The organism is Microcoleus sp. K1-B1 (assembly GCF_036704705.1).
Taxonomy (GTDB): Bacteria; Cyanobacteriota; Cyanobacteriia; order Cyanobacteriales; family Microcoleaceae; genus Microcoleus.
This window is the reverse complement of the sequence record NZ_JAUBSH010000075.1, coordinates 15,214-34,221: the sequence shown is the minus strand read 5'-3', so window position 1 is coordinate 34,221 and position 19,008 is coordinate 15,214. Positions and strand designations below refer to the sequence as shown.

Sequence of the window (19,008 nt, the reverse complement as noted above, 5' to 3'; positions counted from 1 at the left end):
GCCAAATCCACCTTTTTGTTTGGCAATTTCTACGGTGCGGTCAATTAAACGTTGGTCTAGTTCTTTTTTAATTAAGCGATTTCTGAATCTCACCAAAGTGGCTTTGCTAAAAGGGGGAGTTTCACACTTTAGACAATCGAGAACTAACTGCCAACGTTGATCCATGAGCATTTCTTCAATTACTTCATCGTCAGAAATGCCTAAGTAGGCTTGCAGAATAATTGCCAGAGCAATTTGTGCAGGAGGAACTGGGCCCTGACCTACTGTGCTGTATTTAAAAATTGTAGCCAGTTGTTCTTGAAACTCATCATTAAATATGAATGAACGGTTCAGTCGAAGAAACGTGAATAACTTGGCTCGTTTAATGCGCTTGATAATCAACGCTTCTGTTTCTGAGAGTTCAATTGGAGGATGCCATAAGGGAGGGCGCATAAGGTTTCTTCCTTCTTCCTGATTGTCAGAATTTAACAGGCTTTTCAATTCACCTATCATTTTCAGTTTGTTTTGTCAACTCCTAATACTGAACCGACGCCCTAGTGAGGACTTCAGTCCTCTTTCTTAGCGCAAATAAGGACTAAAGTCCTGGCTACGAACCTATACGAATTATGAAAAGTAGGCTAGCATCTGTAGGGACACGGCAATGCCGTGTCCGGGGCAGGGAGTAGGACACGACATTGCCGTTTAGTGTCAACTTAACGTACAACTAATAGTCCGGCAGGGATTGAAACCCCTGCCTCAAAGCTAAAGTCCTCTTGCATAGGATTAATGAGTTATTCAGTCCTCTTTGAGAGGACTTTAGCTATCAGCCCCGTGGAATTCATTCCCTGGCGGACTGACGGGCGGACGGAAAAACTGGGCGGACTGACAGCTAAATTTGACGCCAATGGCCAATGCCGTTTCTCTACTTATCTAGGAACCAATCAAAGCACTCTAATTTTAGACCATCAAACAGCCGTCAAAACTTGCTCTCTCAACTTCCCGATCAACTCATTCACCCCCCCCGCATTCAAACGGTAACTCAGAGGATGACCGATTAAATAAGCCGAACTTTCAAACAAAACATCAATTTCCACCAAACCATTTTCTCGCAAAGTTTTGCCAGTCGAAACCAAATCCACAATTGCCTCCGACATCCCGGTAATCGGCCCTAACTCCACAGAACCGTAAAGCGGCACAATTTCCACCGGCAAATTCAAATTGTGAAAATATTCCCTCGCACAGTGTACGAACTTAGAAGCAACTCTACCATGAGGAGGCAAATCCACAGTTCGTCGATAAGAACTAGATTCCTTGACCGCCACCGACAGCCGACACTTGCCAAATTTTAAATCAATTAAATTGGCAACTTTCGGCTTTTTTTCCCGCAAAACATCATAACCAGCAATCCCCAAATCCGCTTGGCCGTATTCCACATAAACAGGTACGTCGTGCGTCCTTACTAGCAAAGCTTTGGCAGTGCCTGTTGGGTCATAAATTTGAAGTTGTCGGTTCGAGGAATCGAGAAAAGCACTGAAGTCTAATCCAACGGATTTAAAAAGCCGAATGCTATCTCCTAACAATCCGCCTTTGGGAAGTGCAACAGTAATCATGTCAATTTTTAGAGGGTAAATTTCTTAATTTGGAAAGGGGGAGAGCGCGGTCTAAGCAGAAACAGCTTTTACCAAACTCAGAATAACACATATAGTTCATAGCTAAAAATAAATTTCGGGTATTGCTCGATCCTTTATTTGAGGATATATTATATTTAGTAATTTTTTATTTAGTCACTTTTTTCAATGGCGGTCGGTATGGAAAATAATCAAGAATTTGAGGAAAATTTTCACAGTGTAGACCAGGATTCCCTGAAAAAGATTAAAGTAGATGAAATCCTCTCAGGCGGTGGTGTAGAGAGGGAGGAAATGGACTATACAGTAGCTGTACCTAGCGCTAACCAGGCAAGGGTTCCCAGGGACAGAGGCTTCTCATCTCATGTGCAATCAAGCGTGTTCGATCGCGCCCCCCGATCGAAGTTTGCAGAAAAACGCGGAACGCTGGGAGGCTGTTAATTTGACAACTCTCCGCCCTAGAAGGGCAGAGATTCTTGTATCATTCAGTCCACTTAATAAGTACAGCTTCCTGTACTTACCAGAGATGGTTCTGTCCTCAAGCTTTCGACTCATTGCAGAGTCTTGTTCCCGTGTGCCCCACGGTACAATTCAAAACCCAAAATACTGGTTTCTCTGGTACTTGTTGCTCGAAGTTTTTACCCGCGCAAGCTTTTCGGCGCCCAAGCCCATAACTTCAGTTTTCAAGGTGCGTTGCCTTCAGGCGACTGGGTTTTTAATGTGGTTGAATACCCTAGCCACATTACAATATTATCACGACCAAGAATAAAAAGTCGTCCTAGAAGGACGGGGCTTTAGACCCAATTTTTTGGTAAAATTCTTGCAGAGGCTGGTGCAGACAACGCGGCGATCCTCTTCGAGGGCTTCGCTAACGCGCGATAGCCATTGTGTGTCACGCTTTTGTGTATTCAACTCTAAAACTTAAAATTGCACGGACGATCGGAAATAGCTGACAGCTACATTATGACCAAATTGACTCTGGTAATCGGCAACAAAAATTATTCCTCCTGGTCGCTGCGCGCTTGGCTGGCGATGAAACAAGCTGGACTGGAATTTGCCGAGGTGAGAATCCCCTTAGACTGGCCGACAACCCATGAAGAAATTCAGCGCTATTCTCCATCGGGAAAAGTGCCAGTTTTAATCGACGGCGACTTGAAAGTGTGGGAATCTTTAGCAATTTGCGAATACGTTGCCGATCGCTTTGCAAATGATTTGTGGCCGACAGATGTAGCGGAACGGGCGATCGCCCGTTCCATCTGCGCCGAAATGCACGCGGGTTTCCAAAATTTGCGCGACAATATGCCGATGGACTGCCGCAACCGCTATCCGGGAGAAGGGAGGACTCCCGGTGTAGAAGCAGAGATCGATCGCATCTTTGCCATTTGGCGCGAATGCCGTCAAAAATTCGGAACAGGCGGCAATATGCTGTTCGGCAAATTCACAGTAGTGGACGCTATGTTTGCCCCCGTTGTCATGCGTTTTGTCACCTACGGAGTCAAATTAGATTCAGTAACAAAAGCTTATGCGGATGCGATTTTGGCCTTGCCTGCCATCCAGGAATGGGTAGCAGCAGCTTACAGCGAAACGGAAAGTATTCCACACATTAAAATCTAGCAAAAATCAGTTTACTTAAACTCAAATCTCAAATCTCAAATTTGAAATCAGGATGCGGATTCTTTTAGTTGATGATGAAGTTGAGTTAACTGACCCTTTGAGTCGAGTTTTAAGCCGCGAAGGTTATACAGTTGATGTGGCATTTGACGGAGAAACTGGCAGCAATTTAGCAATGCAGGGCAATTACGATTTACTAATTTTGGATTGGATGCTACCGAGACAAACCGGACTGGCAATTTGCCAGAAGTTGCGATCGCAAGGACGGAATACGCCAGTGCTATTTCTCACTGCCAAAGATACCGTAGACGATCGCGTACAAGGACTCGACGCAGGTGCCGACGACTATTTAGTCAAACCTTTTGAACTGCGAGAACTGCTAGCCAGAGTCCGCGCCTTGCTGCGGCGGCCTCCTACTTTTGATGCCGAGGTTGCTGTCGGCCGGCTGCAAGTTGCAGATTTACAGCTAGACTACGACAATCAATTAGCTTATCGGGGCGATCGTACAATTGACTTATCAGAAAAAGAATGTCAGTTATTAGAATACTTAATGCGCCATACCGGTCAATTGCTAACACACGAACAAATCCACCAGTATTTGTGGAGTGAAGCAGAAAAACCCAGCAGCAATGTATTAGCCGCTCAAATTCGCCTGCTGCGCCGCAAAATAGAAGCACCGGGCGAATCTGTCCTAATCCACACAGTCTACGGCAGAGGCTATCGCTTTGGAGAAGCCAATTAAAAATAATAGCAATTGTACAAAAAGCCCTCTTCTCTCTTCCTTCTTCCCTCGGACTGACATCCGTTATATCCGTTAAAAAATCCGTTGCCGAACTTTCCTCTTCCTTCTTCCTCTCTATTATCGGGAAAGTATGCACCCTAAACCAGCCTTTACGTATCTTGAGACACCAAAGTAATTACTGTCACCTCCGGGGGACAAAATAGCCTTCCCGGCGAATAAGTTCCCAAACCGCGATTCACGTACAGCAAATTACTCCCAACCTGATGCAAACCGCTAGCCCATTCCCAGTGAGTAACTACTCGATCCCAAGCCGACATAAAAGGAATGAACTTTCGGATTCGTTTAGGAATAAAATAGCCAATTTTTCTGACCCAAGCGTACAAAGGGCCGATACCGGGAATAACGATTTGACCGCCGTGAGTGTGCCCAGACAACTGCAAATCAATCCGCCAATTTTGCAGCTTTTCAGCAGTATCAGGATTGTGAGACAATACAATCCGAGGAATCGCGGGATTTATTGAGGCCATTACAGGTTTAGGCGCAAAATCGCCAGACCAAAAATCTGCTAACCCAACTAAAGCAAATTCTGACCCCAAAGGATAGATTGCTTCGTTGTACAAAACCCGAATACCGACGCTATTTAAAGCATTAGCAACCTCTCTCTTTGCCCCCGGCCAATAGTGGTCGTGATTGCCCAAAACCGCGTAAATTCCCACCCGACTTTGCAAGTTTTTCAATCGCTGCACTAAGTCGTAAATAGGTGCGGGATCGTAAGTAATAAAGTCACCAGTTAAAAAAATCAGGTCTGGTTCGGCTTCATTGCCTGCAGCAATCGCCTTTTCTAGCAACCATTCCGACAGCCGCACCCCGTCATAGTGAAAGTCCGTAAGCTGTACAATTTTAGTACCGGATAGATTTACTGGAAGATTGGCTATCGGTATTGTTAAATGCTCTACTCGCAGTTTCCCAGTTAATAACCTGTGCATAAATCTAAGGTTTATTGATGACAGAGCGCCACCTCTAGCTTAGCAAATAAACAAGCAAGACTGCCAAACTAGATATTCTTCCCTTTTCCTTCTGTTCTCTGACTAATGACTACAGTCCGGGACGCAAAAAGTGGGATTTTCTCAAGAGAATTGAAACAGAAATGCCCAATCTTCAGTTAGCCTTTGTTACAAAATTGTTAGTGTCTTACGCGCCCAACTAATACAGCATTTTTATAATATTATGACTTGCGTAACAAGCTGTTTAAAACGCGATCGCTCCTTTTCAGACTGGCATTCCCCGCCCCGCATCTATATTCTTTTAGCAATTGTCAAAGCTGAGATTAGTGCCACATCCCCATCGCATCGGTATACCACGCGGGGATTGCCACTGCCAAACACTATCTCATCACTAATGATTTATTACTAAGTAAATGGAAATAAACATGGCGTAGGGGAGGCAGAGTTTTGCATTAATCATAAACTGTGGCTAGTATAGATCATTGCCTTAGCCGCCCCTAATATTTTTTATTTTTGCTCGCGTCTGCCTACTTTTTAACTAATAACTTTTGACGAAAGCCGCTTCTTATCAATATATTGCTGGTGGTAATCCTCTGCTAGATAAAATTCACCCGCCGGTTTGATTTCGGTGGCAATATCTTTGTCGTATTTACCGGAAGTTTCCAATTTTTGTTTGGAGAGGCGAGCGGCTTTTTCTTGTTCGGAATTGTGATAAAAAATCACAGACCTGTACTGTTCGCCTCTGTCGGGGCCTTGGCGATTGATTTGGGTGGGATCGTGACAGTTCCAGAATACATCTAGCAGTGCTTCGTAACTCACCTGCGATCGATCGTACTCTACCAGCACTGATTCAGCGTGACCAGTGACTCTGGCGCAAACATCCAGGTAGCACGGGTTCGGCCAGTGACCTCCCGTGTAGCCTGCAGCAGTCGAGACGACACCCGCAACGGCGCGAAACTTGTGTTCAACTCCCCAAAAACAACCGGCGGCAAATGTGGCTTTTTCCATCGTGTTACTCATCGTATTGGGTTCAAACTTGCCACTAGGTTATGCTTGACATATTCCCATTAGTGTGCATTCCCAAACTAATCGCGGCTGTACGTAGTTTAACAAATATTGTCGTGCTTTCTCCAAGGGCTCTAGGGGCGATCGACTAATTCCCCCTGCCAAAAATTGCTGCCAGTAACAATGCTGTAAATAATCGATTAACCACAACTGAGATTCAGTATCTAAAGTTTTATCAATTTCCTTGGCTAATTCCAAAGCAGACCGCAGATTTTGAGGCAACTGCTTCACCTTTTGCAGCAAATCATCGGGTATTGATTGCAGTTGCTGCCAAATCGCAATTGCCTCGCCCGGACTACCCTGAGCCATCCCCAGTACCTCGGAATGATCCAAAATCTGCGCGAATCCGGCTTGCTGCAAAACTTGTGCCATTGCTTCGGGATTCAGCCGTGAAAACTGGATTTTTTGACAACGAGAAATTAAAGTTGGCAGCAAAGCTTCTACAGTCGGAGCAATTAAGATTAGCGCTGCTTTTCCCGGTTCTTCCAATGTCTTCAACAAGCCGTTAGCTGCTCCCTCACCCATTGTTTCTGCTTGTTCCAAAACTACGACTGAACGCGCAGCTTCTAGCGGCGGTCGGCTGAGAAAATCACCGATTTCTCGAACTTGTTCTAAGCGAATTTGTGGCGGTGCTTTCCGCTTTAAACCTGCTTCCTCTGCTTCCTTTGGCGTAAGCCGTTTGCCTTGGTTCATATAAGTTGGTTCTACCCAGAGTAAGTCTGGATGATTTCGCTGTCTCACGCGATTTTGCACGGACGCTGTTAGTCTGGTTTCGGGAAGATTGGCTGAGAATAAAAGCTCGATGAAACACTGAGCAGCTAAACTTTTGCCGATGCCGTTAGATCCGACAAATAAATAACCCGGAGCAATTCGGTTTCGCTCGACTGCTTGTGTTAGCAATTCTACTGCTCGCTCTTGTCCGATTAATGATGTGAAATAATTCATGTTTGCTTAGGAAGAAGGAAGTTCGGCAACGGATTCGGTAACGGATGTAACGGATGTAACTCACATCTTGCACCATTCTCAGGAACAGGCAAGATGCCTGTTCCACAAAGAGTTAATTTTACTTGTTTAGGAACAGGCAAGATGCTTGTTCCTAAACAAGTAATTGAGAAGGGTGCAAGATCTCAGATGTAACGGATATCAGGATGAAGGATGAAGGAATAAAATCTAGGGTTTCAGCAATTAAGAACATCTTAAGCGTCGGGGGTGGTTGCTATAGTACCAAAAGGTTATTGTGGTTTAATGGACTGCTAAATAATTGTTTTGAGTTAAGAAGTTAAATTGTAAGTTGCCACAGCAGGACAGGGCATTGCCGTGTCTCTACACATTATCTAGCGCTATTTTTCAGAATTGGTATTATTTAAATATCCCCAAGCTTCTAATCGGCGAGTTACAATAGCTTGAATTTCCTGAGCGACTTCATATTCAGGGCGATCGGCATTTATCCGGACAATTCGAGATTTATTTTCCTCGGCTAACTCCGCAAAACCTTGCTGCACCTGGTGGTGAAACTTCAAATCTGCTTGCTCGATCCGATCGCACCCTCCGCGAGCTTTTACCCTCGCCAAACCCGCCTCCACATTAATATCCAGCCACAAAGTCAGATCGCTTTCCAAGCCGCCGGTGGCAATTTCATTCAACTGCTTAATTAAATTTAACTTAAGACCGCGGCCGTAGCCCTGATAAGCAATCGTAGAGTCAGTAAAGCGATCGCATAAAACAATAGTTCCTTTCGATAACTCGGGTTTGAGAAAAGTTTCGACGTGTTGAGCGCGATCGGCCGCGTACATGAGTAATTCTGCTCGATCGGATACAGATTCGCCCCCATCTTGTTTCAGCAGCAAATGTCGCAGTCCCCTTCCCAGCTCAGTACCCCCCGGTTCACGAGTAGCCACCAAGCGGACTCTCAGAAAGCAACTTGCTTGCAGGAACTGTATCAAGCGCTGCATTTGCGTAGTTTTACCGGCACCTTCAACCCCCTCAAACACAATAAGTTTGCCTTTCATTGCCCTAACTTTCCACCTGCATAAAATAAATCCATATTGTTCTGTGAATCTGTTCTAGGTTCGGTATGATAATAAAGTCTAAATGCCTCACGGCTGGAGTTGTCTATGGCTCGCTATACTGGTTTTTTTATCGTTGCCGTTCCGATCGACCGTCTCCGTCAATCCCTGATTGAAATTTTAGAGTCATGCAATCTTGATATTATCTACAATACAGGAGATTCAGTCATGGCTCGCGAGCTCCCAGGTCAAGTTTCGATTGCCAAACTTGTCACCGCAGAAGTCCTAATTGAGAAAAACACGGCTAGCGACTCAGAGGTTCGCATGAACTTCGTGATTAAAAACGAGGAACTGCCCCTGCAAACCAACAACCACTGCCGTCAAATGTTCGAGCTAGTGAGTCGTTCAATTATGAACAACAATAACTGGCGACTTTTGGAAAGTATGGCACTCTAGCCATCAGTCAGTCGATTTTACATTTTAGATTTTAGAGTGACTCCACAGATAAATCTGGGGCCTCGAACTAACGTCGAAACTTCTTTGGTCTCGACTCCTGGTGTGGGGGGCTTGTATCCGTCTTGGAATGAGGCCATTAGTCATTAGTTTCTAGCTAATGACCGATGGCCTCCGACTTTTATATGCAATCCCTAAATTTAAGCTCGAAATCCCCGGCGCAAAAACAAAGAATTTGTAACCACGCTAACAGAACTAAACGCCATAAATGCTCCGGCAGCCGCAGGACTGAGTAGAATTCCGGTTGCAGGCAGCAAGATACCCGCAGCCACCGGAATTCCCAGAGTATTGTAACCAAAAGCCCAAAATAAATTTTGGCGAATCTTATTAAAAGTAGCGCGCCCCAGCTCGATCGACTCAACAACATCCATCAAAGCATTTCGCATCAGCACAATTTGAGCAGTTTCAACTGCTACATCAGTGCCGCAGTGCAAACCGATACCGACATCAGCTTGAGCCAAAGCCGGGGCGTCATTGATACCATCCCCCACCACAGCCACTTTACAGCCTTGGGCTTGCAAAGTCGCGATCGCCCTCGCCTTCCCCTCCGGCCGCACCCCGGCCAAAACATCAGCCGCCGCCAAACCTAGCTGCTGCGCCGTCGCCGCCGCCGCAGACGCCGTATCCCCCGTCAGCATCATCACCCGCAATCCCATACCCCGCAAACGTTCCACCGCAGCCTTAGCATCCGGCCTCAAAGTATCTTTTAGCCCGATTACCCCCAGCAAAATGCCCCCAGAAGCCACGTAAACCGCCGTTTTGCCTTGCAAAGACTCCGACAATTCCGTCGCCACAGCGACCCCCTGTTCCTTCATCCACTCAGCATTCCCCGCGAACACCCTTCGGCCCTCCACCAAAGCAGAAACCCCCAAGCCCGGTTCCGTACAGAAATCCTCAGCAGCTAGCAGCGGCAAACCTTGCTGTTGAGCTTCCAGCAAAATCGCTGCAGCGATGGGATGACAAGCGCCCCTTTCCACCGCCGCCGCAATTTGCAGCAGTTTTGAGTCAATTGTGGAACAGGCATCTTGCCTGTTGCCAGAAACCCCATCAATTGTGGAACAGGCATCTTGCCTGTTGCCAGAAACTCCATCAATTGTTGTGGAACCAACATCTTGTTTGTTCCCAGAAACTCCATCAATTGTAGAAGAAACATCTTGTTTGTTGCCAGAAACTCCATCAATTATTGTGGAACAGGCATCTTCCCTGTTGCCAACATTAATATCTGAGTTCAAATCCCACTCCGAATTCTGGAAAATCGGCAAATAATCTGTGAGTGTGAGATTTCCGGTTGTCAGAGTGCCAGTCTTGTCAAAAACCACCGTATCTAATTGATGCACCCGTTCTAAAACATCACCACCGCGAATTAAAAGCCCGCGCTCCGCCCCGATGCCAGAACCGACTAAAATTGCTGTTGGGGTAGCCAGTCCCAAAGCGCAGGGACAAGCAATCACTAAAACTGCGATCGCCAATTTCAAACTTAAGAGCAAAGGCGATTGATAATGGATAATTGGCAATTCATTTCCCATGCCCAATGCCCCATGCCCCATGCCCAATGCCCCATGCCCGATGCCCGATGCCCCATGCCCCATATCGTGTCCTAAAAGCACAGAAGGCCAAATATGAGTGCCGGCAAAATACCAAAATAGGAAAGTTAAAACCGATATCGCCATCACCCCATATACAAAATATCCGGCGACAGTATCAGCTAAATTTTGAATCGGCGCTTTGCGAGTTTGGGCTGCCTGCACCAAAGCCACCATTTGAGCTACAGTTGTTTCCTTACCGGTGCGAGTTGCCCGCATCACAACTGCGCCGGATTTATTGATAGTTCCGGCAGCAACTGTATCTCCTGGTTGCTTCAAAACCGGCAGCGATTCGCCAGTCAGCATCGACTCATCTATCGTTGTTTTGCCTTCGCAAATTTCACCGTCTACCGGAATTTTTTCCCCTGGCAAAACTTGCAGCCATTCTCCGACTCGGACGCGATCGGCTGGAATTTCAATGTATTGTGGATCGTAGACCTCTGATGTCGAGTTTAAAGGCAATTCTTCCGATCGCAAATCTAAACTCGCAAGTTTAAAATCTACTAAGCGGGCTTTCGCCGGTTGCAATGCGATTAAAGCTTGCAAAGCTGATGCAGCGCGCCGTCTGGCTTGCTGTTCGAGAGTTTTGCCCAACAAAATAAAGCCCAGCAGCATCACCGGTTCGTCAAAAAAGCACTCCCATCCCATCCGTGGAAACAGCAGCGCCGCGTTGCTAGCGGTGTAAGCTGTAACAGCGCCTAAAGCTACCAAAGTATTCATATTCGGTGCATTTCGCCACAAACTGCGGCACCCGTCAACGATAATCGGGCGGCCCGGTAGCAGCAAAGCTAGGGTGGCGAGTCCCCAGTGAAACCAAATATTGCTGAGAATTGGGGCTTTTGTGCCGAGTACGTGACCTAAACCGGATAGAATAATTAGGATAAGGGCGATCGTCAATTGCTTGATTTGCAGTCTAATTTCTTGCCCCCGCCGTTCAATTGTTGCCGCTTCTGCTTCCCGCTGATTTTCTCCTAAACGAGACTGAGAGGGAAATCCATTATCAGTCAACTTTTTCGCTAAAGCCTCTGCATCGACAGCGCCCGGTTGACACTCAACCGTCGCGACTTCTACTGCCAAGTTAACGCAAGCTGAAATTACGCCTGAATACTGCATGAGTTGGCGTTCCACAGCTTTGGCGCAGCCAGCACATTTCATCCCGCCGACATCGAAAGTAACAAGTTCTGGCGGTGATTCGTTAACGGGTAGGATTTCTGGTTGAATTTCGGGAATTGTTTTGGGCAAAAATTGCATGGTTTTTTTGGTATTGATTAGAATATTTGGGTAGTTCTGAAAGGATTTAATGCACTGTTTAGACAAATGTCTATATTTTTATCATAGATAAATAGTGTGGCATCTTCCAAAAGTGTTAGTTTTTTTTAATTCTTATTAGTTCCACGCTGTTAAATCCGTAGTCCGGCAGGGTTTTCAACTACTGTCGGGCTGCGAGTTTAATTCTAAGACACACTTGGGACACGGCATTGGCGTTTCCTTATTTGATATAATGATCCCATTGCCTAGTTAGTATCCAGCTTTTATTTGACGAATTTAGCTATGACAGAAACACCCAAATTTTATATTATCAAACGTCCTGCAGGTAATTGCGAAATTTTGCCGTTGGCGGAGCCATCGCAGAGGAGCACGCAACTCGAAGAACAAAACCCTAGTATTATTGAAAAGTGGGGTCCTTACGATTCGCCCGAAGATGCGATCGCCCGCCGCATCGGATTAATTCGCGCCGGCAAATGCCAGCCGCAATGACGAATTACTATTACTTTCCTCCCCATCCCGAAAGCTAACGCGATATCAAATCTGTTAGCATCGAAATTCTTCCTATCTCTCTTCTCTTAATCTGCGTGAATCGGCGTCAATCCATTGTTATCTGCGGTGAAGAAATTATCTTTTTTTTTACCGCAGATGAGGGCAGATAAACACAGATTAACGCAGATGAATTAGATGAATTTCGGTTGTACCGTCTGTGGTTGACTGTTAACTGGATTTGACATGACTCGCATTGACTGATTGCCAAAAATACCAAAGCATTCGAGTTTAAAATCAGGGCTTTTAGCCGTAATTCTTCCCCCGAATGCTTTTTTTTAACTGAAACCCTATACAGTTTTTCTACTTCGATTTAGAAGGTGCTGCACTCGGTTTTGCCTGCGCCGCAGTCGGCTTAGGTGGCGCAGCATTCGGTTTCGACTCCGCCTTCTTGTTCCCTGTTTTACCAGTAACTTGTTGTGTCAAAACTTCCATAGCTTTGGCGTACTGCGGATCGCCTGTCGTAGCAATTTTCTCCCGATCGCGCCTCAATTCCTGTTTTTGAGCCTCGGTGAGTTCTACCTTAAAATCTGGTTCAATCCCGGCCTTGTTGATATCAGTGCCGTTGGGAGTAAAATACTTTGCAATTGTCACCGCCAAACCGGCACCATTTCCCACGCCGCGTACTGACTGAACTAAACCTTTACCAAATGTCTTTGTTCCCACCAAAACCGCGCGTTTGTTGTCTTGCAAAGCACCGGATAGAATCTCGCTAGCACTTGCTGAACCGCCGTCTACCAGTACAACTAACGGTTTGTCTGTGATCGCTCCCTTATTTGCCGTTTGTTTATCGGCCTCACCGACTCGATCGACCGTGGAGACGATCGTACCTTCTTTGAGCCACATCCGAGCAATTTCTATACTTCCGTACAGCAACCCGCCGGGATTGGAACGCAAGTCTAAAATATAGCCCGTTACCTTTTTCTGTTCCAAATCCTTAATTGCCGATCGCATTTCCGATGCAGCATTGGCACTAAACTGATTTAAGCGAATATAGCCGACTTCTCCGATGGGAGTTTTCTGCACCGACTTCCGCACAGGATGAATTTCAATTTTAGCGCGTTTCAGTTTAAAGTCTAATTCCTTGTTTCCCCGCAAAATAGTCAGCGTCACCTCAGTATTCACCTGACCGCGAATCAAATTTACTGCTTGATTCGTATCCATGCCTTCTGTGCTCTTGCCGTCAATCTTAGTAATGATATCTTTTGCCAGAATACCAGCACTAAAAGCAGGGGTATCTTCGATCGGCGAAATCACTGTCAACTTCTTAGTTTCCTCATCTTGAGTCAACTGAATCCCAACTCCTGTCAGTTCCCCAGAAGTTTCAACCTGCATATTTCTGAACTCTTGAGGGTCCATAAACCGCGTATAAGGATCATCCAGCTTCTTCAGCATTTCCCGAATAGCTTTGTAAGCTTCGTCGTCGCTGGTATAAGTCCGGTTCAAATAATCATTCCGCACCGCTTTCCAGTCAACCTGGTTAAAAGTGCCATCCACATAACTTTTGTCAATAATCTGCCAAACTTCATCAACTAACTCTTTAGGGCTTCCCCGAAAAGAAGCCAGAGATTTAGAACTGCAACCAGTGTTCGCAAGAGTTACGGCAGTGAGTACCACTGCTGCTGCACTTAGAACAAGCCCTCGTTTTGTTATAACCATTTGTCTGACGCGCGGGACGAAAAGAGTTCAGAATAATTACGCTCAATCTAACACAGGCAAGGCCGGCTCGCGTTTGGCCTACATATATTATTCCACTTTGCTGAGTTCTATTCAGGGCGGGCTAGAAGCCCACCCCACAAGAAACTTGATGTTTTTTTGTGGAACAGGCATCTTGCCTGTTCCTGACGGGGCTAGGAGTCCACCCCACAAGAAACTTGAGGTTTTGTGGAACAGGCATCTTGCCTGTTCCTGACGGGGCTAAGGATCGACCCAGCGATCGTCCGATTTAATCAAATCAATCAATTCTGCCACCCCTCGGTCTTCTGGCACCTTCTTAATTTCTTCCCGGCCCCGATACAGCGAAATATAACCCGGTTGCTTCCCGACGTAGCCGTAATCAGCATCAGCCATTTCTCCGGGCCCATTGACAATACAGCCCATTACTGCTATATCCAAACCCGTGAGATGCTTCGTCGCCTCTCTCACTTGGTGTAACACTTCCTCTAGATTAAACAAAGTGCGACCGCAGGAAGGACAAGCGACATACTCAACCATCGTTTTCCGCAGTCCCAAGGCTTGCAGAATGCTGTAGCAAACGGGAATCTCCTTTTCTGGGGCCTCTGTCAGCGAGACGCGGATGGTGTCGCCGATACCGTCAGTCAGCAGCGGTGCGAGGCCTGCGGTGGATTTGATGCGGCCGTATTCGCCGTCTCCTGCTTCCGTGACGCCGAGATGCAGCGGGTAATCCATGCCGAGTTCGTCCATCCGGTGCACCATCAAGCGGTAAGCAGCAACCATCACCGGCGCGCGGGAGGCTTTCAGGGAAAGTACGATATTTCGGAAGTCGAGGGATTCGCAAATTTTGATGAATTCCAGGGCCGATTCTACCATGCCTTCGGGCGTGTCGCCGTAGGTAAACAGCATCCGTTCGGCGAGGGAACCGTGATTAACGCCGATTCGCAAAGCTTTGCCTTGGTCGCGCAGGGAAATCACCAGAGGTTCCAGGGTTTCGCGGATTTTTTCGCCAATTTCGGCGAATTCGCTGTCGGTGTATTCGCTTCTGTCGGCTTTCGGCTTCTCGAACACGTAAAGTCCGGGATTTATTCTCACTTTGTCTACGTGTTTGGCGACTTCCAGGGCAATTTTCATGCCGTTGTGGTGGACATCGGCGACGAGGGGCACGGGTTGGTAGGTGGCGTGCAGTTTTTGCTTGATTTCGGCTAATGCTTTGGCGTGGGCCATGCTGGGCACGGTGACGCGGACGATTTCGCAGCCAATCTCGTGCAAGCGCCGAATTCCGGCGACTGAACCGTCGATGTCGAGGGTGTCTTCGTTAATCATCGATTGTACGACGACGGGGTTGCCGCCGCCGATGGTGACGCTACCGACTTTGACGGGTCGGGTTTTGCGGCGTTTGATGGTGGTGTCGAAGATTGGTTCGGTGGTGGGGGTTTTAGTTGGATTTGGTAGAGTTTGCATAAGTGATTGCTAGTGTTCTGTTACCAAGCTCTATAAAATTCTGTTTCCTATTTTTCAGGTTGCCATAGAAATGCTCTGTTTGGACAATGAGGTTTTGGGATTTAGGATTCTTAATGGGATTGTGGCGAATTTGTCGATCGAATTATGTCGGAAAAGGGCGATCGAACTAAAAGCCAACCATTACCGGGAAGGCGAACTGAAGTTGGGCCCGTGGAACTAAACCCAACTTAGAAAATACAGTTAAAATACAGGCTAGGCCGAGATAAACATTGATATTAGTTGGCGGTGACGAGAATGGTTTGGACGCCGGGGCAGGGGTTAAATGGCGATCGGTATATTATTGAGCGCAAGTTAGGTGAGGGTGGCTTTGGCATCACCTATCTAGCGAAGGAAGCGCCAAACGGGGGGCGGGTTGTCATCAAAACGCTGAAAGACGACTTATTGAGCGATCCAAATTTTGCCCGGTATCGGGACAGATTCCGGGATGAGGCGGTAAAGCTATCTGTGTGCAGGCATCCCAATATTGTGCAAATAGACAACTATTTCGATCATGGTAATTTGCCTTGCATTGCGATGGAATATGTGGCAGGAGAAGATTTGTGGAAATGGGTGGAAAGGCGCGGTATTTTGTCAGAAACTGAAGCTTTAAACTACATCTGCCAAGCAGGAGAAGCCGTAATAGTAGTTCACGAAAAAGGTTTACTCCATAGGGATATCAAGCCACAAAACATTATGGTGCGTGACAATCAAGATGCAGTTTTGATTGATTTTGGTTTAGCGCGGGGTTTTATTCCAGATCGCACTCAACAAATGACTTTTGGGTTAACACATGGTTTTGCGCCTCCCGAACAGTACGGGGAAATGGGCAGATTTGCTGAGTACACAGATGTTTATGCTCTGGCGGCAACGCTATACTATCTGCTAACGAAAACACCACCAACTGCTGCATTTATGAGGGCTTTAAATCATCCTTTAAAGCCGCCGTTTCAGATTAATCCTAATATTAGCGATGCGGTGCATCAGGCAATTATGAAAGGGATGGAAATGGATGCGACAAAGCGCCCTCAGTCGGTGGAAAAATGGTTGGCTATGCTTCCACAAGCCACCATTGGCAATTGGGGACAAAGAGGGGGTGTTTCACCAACGATTCCTAGCCCGCAGCCACCGCCACCAATTCTACAATGGATAGGAACCCTTTGGCGCCCCAAACAAAATATTCCTAGCCCGCAGCCACAGCCACAACGTATAAATTTGATTTCAGCAAAAGGAGTCAATTATCGCAACCTCGATCGGCTGTTGGCTAGCGGAAAATGGCAAGAGGCGGATGGGGAAACGGCAATAAAAATGCTGGAAGTAGCGGGGAGAGCGGGGGATGGCTGGCTGAGGGCTGAAGATATCGATCGATTCCCCTGTGAAGACTTACGAACTATTGACCAACTTTGGGTAAAATACAGTAACGGACGTTTCGGCTTTTCGGTGCAGAAACGCATCTATCAAAGTCTGGGAGGAAGCAGAGAATACGATCGGGAAATTTGGGACGCTTTTGGCGATCGAATAGGTTGGCGTGTGAATAACAAATGGTTGTACTACAACGAATTAAAATTCAACACCAAAGCACATAGGGGGCACCTCCCAGTGGGGGCGAGATTGGGTGGGTTGGGAGTGTGTGGGGGGGGTGTGTGTGGAGGAGGGAATCTCTCTTCTCTCGCGTCGAGACTTGTAGAGTGTAACATCTAAGGGTTACAGAGTTTCGTGAAGATTTATAACAGAGGCTTTAACCACGAAACCGCGCCTGTTCTACGTTTCCGATACCTGGCACATTCGATTTACCAAATTACTAAAGAGTAGAAACTAGCTATTTTTTGATCGGCTGTAATAATAGCAGCTTGACTTCTTTTGGCAACTGCTACAACCACTCTATCTGCTGGATCTCGGTGTTCCCATTCTAATTTGACACTTTCTAGCCAAATGTCCTCATCAATTGGAACGATCCGAATAACATTAGACTTTTTTAAAGTAGCGATATAGTCATCAATACTTACTCCTAAATCTAACTTATGATTTTTGATCTTGATAGCTATTTCCCAGATGGCCGTTGATGGAACTAAACCATTTTTTTCTTGTTCCATCTGCTGACAAGCATCTTTTGCCGATTGAGAAAGTTTCTCTGGATCTAAACTCCACCAGATGAGAGCGCAGGTATCAAGGACAACTGTCATACTTCCTGCCATTCTTCAGTTGTTGGCGTAGTTAAATCTTCAAAATATTTTACTTTCCCCCGCATATCCTTAAATAATTCTTCAGTTGAAAGGGACTTTTCATACTGAGAAATTATCACAAGTGGTTTAGTCCCATCCATCACTAAAATTTCTTCGCCTTCAAGCTCGACAAGTCGCAAAAATTCTAGTATTTGAGCTGTTAATTGACTTTTGTCTATGGTTTTCATAGGACAATGATTGGTGTTGTGTTCAAACTACATTATATCTTAAGACGGTTCACTGAGCTAAGCCTGTCATTGCGCTACGGGAAAGTAATCGTCGAGAGTTTGCTCAGTTCTCAATTAGCTGAGGTGCGCGATCGAATAATTACTTTTTTAACTGAACAATATTGTGTTACAATAAATAAACCTGAGTGTTAACATCGCAAATGTATGACAGCCAAAATACACATCAGCAAATTAGGTAATTCCTTGGCTTTGCCAATACCAGACTACATAGTAAAGTTTCTCAACCTTAAAGCCGAAGATTCAGTAATTTGCAGCATAGAAAATGGGAAACTGGTCATAGAGCCTGTAAATAATAAAATATCAAAGTATACCCTAGATGAATTATTGGCAGGCGAAATAGAATCTAGCGAAGAAGTCTCTTGGGGAAAACCAGAAGGAGAGGAAGTTTGGTAAACTATATCCCCGAACGAGGTCATTTTATTCGCCTCAATTTTGACCCTCAAGCAGGACACGAACAAATGGGGACTAGGCCTGCACTGGTGGTGAGTCAAACTAAATTTAACCGAAAAATGGGGTTTGTGTTTGTTTGTCCCATCAGCAACACACAACGCAAAAATCCGTTTTATGTTCCCATTCCAGAAGGTGAAGCGATAACAGGTGTAATTATGACGGATCAACTCCGTTCTTTAGATTATCGCGCAAGGCAGGCAAGTTTTCTTAGTGAATGTCGATCAGATATAGTTGAGGAAGTTTTGAGGCGAATTCAACCTATTTTGTTTGAGAATATGACTGTTAATGAATAGTTAATCAAAGTCAATCAAATGTTAGGTTAGTTAAATCTTCAAAATATTTTACTTTCCCCCGCATATCCTTAAAAAATTATTCAGTTTTTGAAGATTATAAGTTAAAAGAAGGATTCGGCGTTTTATTTCATCCGAACGTAGAGGAATTTTGATGAAAAACCTAACTCAATTAACCCAGCTTGAATTAGTGCTGCTGGAATTAGTAGCTAAAGGTCAAGGAAAGTGGAGTTGGTACGAACTCACGAAAGCACTTTCCCGTCGAGATGTACCGCGAGAACCTGACATGATGGTTGTCTTAAAAAAACTGGCTGCTGATGGCTTGGTTCAGCGATATATAGAAACAGGTTCGCCTCGCGATAGATGGGAATTGACAACTGAGGGGACGATTTTGTTGACAGATGCAACTGCTTCTGAACTGACTACTTTATGCAAATATGTTGAAGTTTAACTTAGAAACACAATTTGTAGTTTGCATTAACAATCAAGACTATCAAGCATCCTTGGAAGTGCGAAAAATCTACAGAATAATACCGGATAATCGCGCTGCGAAACATCAATTTATCCGAGTTATTGACGAATCCGGCGAAGATTATTTGTATCCAGTTACATATTTTGTGCCCATCGCATTGCCGAAAGCCGTAGCAGCCGTATTTGCATAGATTGCACCCAGCGCTTGAA

General features: G+C 45.8%; 22 protein-coding genes. 11 read left to right on the top strand and 11 right to left on the bottom strand.

From position 1 onward, the window contains the following. On the bottom strand, positions 1-432 hold a 432-nt coding region (locus QUA83_RS22665; protein WP_333295996.1), incomplete at its 3' end, for a transposase. A 512-nt stretch (positions 433-944) separates the two neighbouring features. Further along, the gene (gene hisG / locus QUA83_RS22660; protein WP_015174599.1) at positions 945-1,589 is read right to left on the bottom strand and encodes an ATP phosphoribosyltransferase; all 645 of its coding nucleotides are present in this window, start codon (positions 1,587-1,589) and stop codon (positions 945-947) included. A 198-nt stretch (positions 1,590-1,787) separates the two neighbouring features. Between hisG and QUA83_RS22655 the strand changes: the two genes are divergently transcribed. The 3 genes from QUA83_RS22655 to rppA all read left to right on the top strand — a co-directional run bounded on the left by QUA83_RS22655 (position 1,788) and on the right by rppA (position 3,957). Further along, positions 1,788-2,045: a hypothetical protein gene (locus QUA83_RS22655; RefSeq protein ID WP_333153943.1), complete on the top strand. Its 258-nt coding sequence runs from the start codon at positions 1,788-1,790 to the stop codon at positions 2,043-2,045. 522 nt (positions 2,046-2,567) lie between these two features. After that, positions 2,568-3,218, top strand: a complete 651-nt coding sequence (locus tag QUA83_RS22650; protein ID WP_333295992.1) for a glutathione S-transferase family protein — start codon at positions 2,568-2,570, stop codon at positions 3,216-3,218. Between the two features lie 52 nt (positions 3,219-3,270). Then, the gene (gene rppA / locus QUA83_RS22645) at positions 3,271-3,957 is read left to right on the top strand and encodes a two-component system response regulator RppA (protein WP_333295989.1); all 687 of its coding nucleotides are present in this window, start codon (positions 3,271-3,273) and stop codon (positions 3,955-3,957) included. Positions 3,958-4,106: 149 nt separating this feature from the next. On the opposite strand, the gene QUA83_RS22640 is transcribed toward rppA, so the two are convergent. The 4 genes from QUA83_RS22640 to tmk form a co-directional block, all read right to left on the bottom strand. Then, a complete protein-coding gene (locus QUA83_RS22640; RefSeq protein WP_333295986.1) occupies positions 4,107-4,943 on the bottom strand; it encodes a metallophosphoesterase in 837 nt (278 codons plus the stop codon). Between the two features lie 552 nt (positions 4,944-5,495). Further along, entirely contained in the window at positions 5,496-5,981 is a 486-nt protein-coding gene (msrA, locus tag QUA83_RS22635; RefSeq protein ID WP_445301800.1) for a peptide-methionine (S)-S-oxide reductase MsrA, read from the bottom strand. Between the two features lie 27 nt (positions 5,982-6,008). Then, complete coding sequence (locus QUA83_RS22630; RefSeq protein WP_333295983.1) at positions 6,009-6,971, bottom strand: DNA polymerase III subunit delta'; 963 nt, start codon at positions 6,969-6,971, stop codon at positions 6,009-6,011. 395 nt (positions 6,972-7,366) lie between these two features. Next, complete coding sequence (tmk, locus tag QUA83_RS22625) at positions 7,367-8,035, bottom strand: dTMP kinase (RefSeq protein ID WP_333295981.1); 669 nt, start codon at positions 8,033-8,035, stop codon at positions 7,367-7,369. A 105-nt stretch (positions 8,036-8,140) separates the two neighbouring features. Here tmk and QUA83_RS22620 point away from each other — a divergent pair, with 105 nt between their 5' ends. Further along, the gene (locus QUA83_RS22620; RefSeq protein ID WP_190659999.1) at positions 8,141-8,488 is read left to right on the top strand and encodes a hypothetical protein; all 348 of its coding nucleotides are present in this window, start codon (positions 8,141-8,143) and stop codon (positions 8,486-8,488) included. Positions 8,489-8,685: 197 nt separating this feature from the next. On the opposite strand, the gene QUA83_RS22615 is transcribed toward QUA83_RS22620, so the two are convergent. Then, a complete protein-coding gene (locus QUA83_RS22615) occupies positions 8,686-11,379 on the bottom strand; it encodes a heavy metal translocating P-type ATPase (protein WP_333295980.1) in 2,694 nt (897 codons plus the stop codon). Between the two features lie 300 nt (positions 11,380-11,679). Between QUA83_RS22615 and QUA83_RS22610 the strand changes: the two genes are divergently transcribed. Further along, entirely contained in the window at positions 11,680-11,886 is a 207-nt protein-coding gene (locus QUA83_RS22610; protein WP_333295978.1) for a DDE transposase family protein, read from the top strand. A gap of 360 nt (positions 11,887-12,246) precedes the next feature. Here QUA83_RS22610 and ctpC read toward each other — a convergent pair whose 3' ends face one another. Both ctpC and ispG read right to left on the bottom strand, forming a co-directional pair. After that, positions 12,247-13,602, bottom strand: coding sequence for a carboxyl-terminal processing protease CtpC (ctpC, locus tag QUA83_RS22605; protein ID WP_333295976.1), 1,356 nt, complete (start codon positions 13,600-13,602; stop codon positions 12,247-12,249). A 258-nt stretch (positions 13,603-13,860) separates the two neighbouring features. Beyond that, positions 13,861-15,081, bottom strand: a complete 1,221-nt coding sequence (gene ispG, locus QUA83_RS22600; protein WP_333295974.1) for a (E)-4-hydroxy-3-methylbut-2-enyl-diphosphate synthase — start codon at positions 15,079-15,081, stop codon at positions 13,861-13,863. 79 nt (positions 15,082-15,160) lie between these two features. Between ispG and QUA83_RS22595 the strand changes: the two genes are divergently transcribed. Both QUA83_RS22595 and QUA83_RS22590 read left to right on the top strand, forming a co-directional pair. After that, positions 15,161-15,301, top strand: a complete 141-nt coding sequence (locus tag QUA83_RS22595) for a hypothetical protein (protein ID WP_333295971.1) — start codon at positions 15,161-15,163, stop codon at positions 15,299-15,301. A 74-nt stretch (positions 15,302-15,375) separates the two neighbouring features. Continuing rightward, the gene (locus QUA83_RS22590; RefSeq protein WP_333295970.1) at positions 15,376-16,818 is read left to right on the top strand and encodes a serine/threonine-protein kinase; all 1,443 of its coding nucleotides are present in this window, start codon (positions 15,376-15,378) and stop codon (positions 16,816-16,818) included. 89 nt (positions 16,819-16,907) lie between these two features. On the opposite strand, the gene QUA83_RS22585 is transcribed toward QUA83_RS22590, so the two are convergent. Further along, the gene (locus QUA83_RS22585) at positions 16,908-17,300 is read right to left on the bottom strand and encodes a type II toxin-antitoxin system VapC family toxin (protein ID WP_333143612.1); all 393 of its coding nucleotides are present in this window, start codon (positions 17,298-17,300) and stop codon (positions 16,908-16,910) included. Beyond that, the gene (locus QUA83_RS22580; RefSeq protein ID WP_333248287.1) at positions 17,297-17,527 is read right to left on the bottom strand and encodes a prevent-host-death protein; all 231 of its coding nucleotides are present in this window, start codon (positions 17,525-17,527) and stop codon (positions 17,297-17,299) included. Before QUA83_RS22580 ends, QUA83_RS22585 begins: the two co-directional genes overlap by 4 nt. 204 nt (positions 17,528-17,731) lie before the next feature. Between QUA83_RS22580 and QUA83_RS22575 the strand changes: the two genes are divergently transcribed. The 4 genes from QUA83_RS22575 (at position 17,732) to QUA83_RS22560 (ending at position 18,989) form a co-directional block, all read left to right on the top strand. Then, positions 17,732-17,980 (top strand): AbrB/MazE/SpoVT family DNA-binding domain-containing protein, encoded by a 249-nt coding sequence (locus QUA83_RS22575; protein WP_015174616.1) that lies wholly within the window; start codon positions 17,732-17,734, stop codon positions 17,978-17,980. Next, positions 17,974-18,330, top strand: a complete 357-nt coding sequence (locus QUA83_RS22570; RefSeq protein ID WP_333248283.1) for a type II toxin-antitoxin system PemK/MazF family toxin — start codon at positions 17,974-17,976, stop codon at positions 18,328-18,330. The genes QUA83_RS22575 and QUA83_RS22570 overlap by 7 nt, the downstream gene beginning before the upstream one ends. 151 nt (positions 18,331-18,481) lie before the next feature. After that, positions 18,482-18,778, top strand: coding sequence for a hypothetical protein (locus QUA83_RS22565; protein WP_333295968.1), 297 nt, complete (start codon positions 18,482-18,484; stop codon positions 18,776-18,778). Beyond that, entirely contained in the window at positions 18,765-18,989 is a 225-nt protein-coding gene (locus QUA83_RS22560; protein ID WP_333295966.1) for a hypothetical protein, read from the top strand. Before QUA83_RS22565 ends, QUA83_RS22560 begins: the two co-directional genes overlap by 14 nt. Positions 18,990-19,008 lie beyond the last annotated feature (19 nt).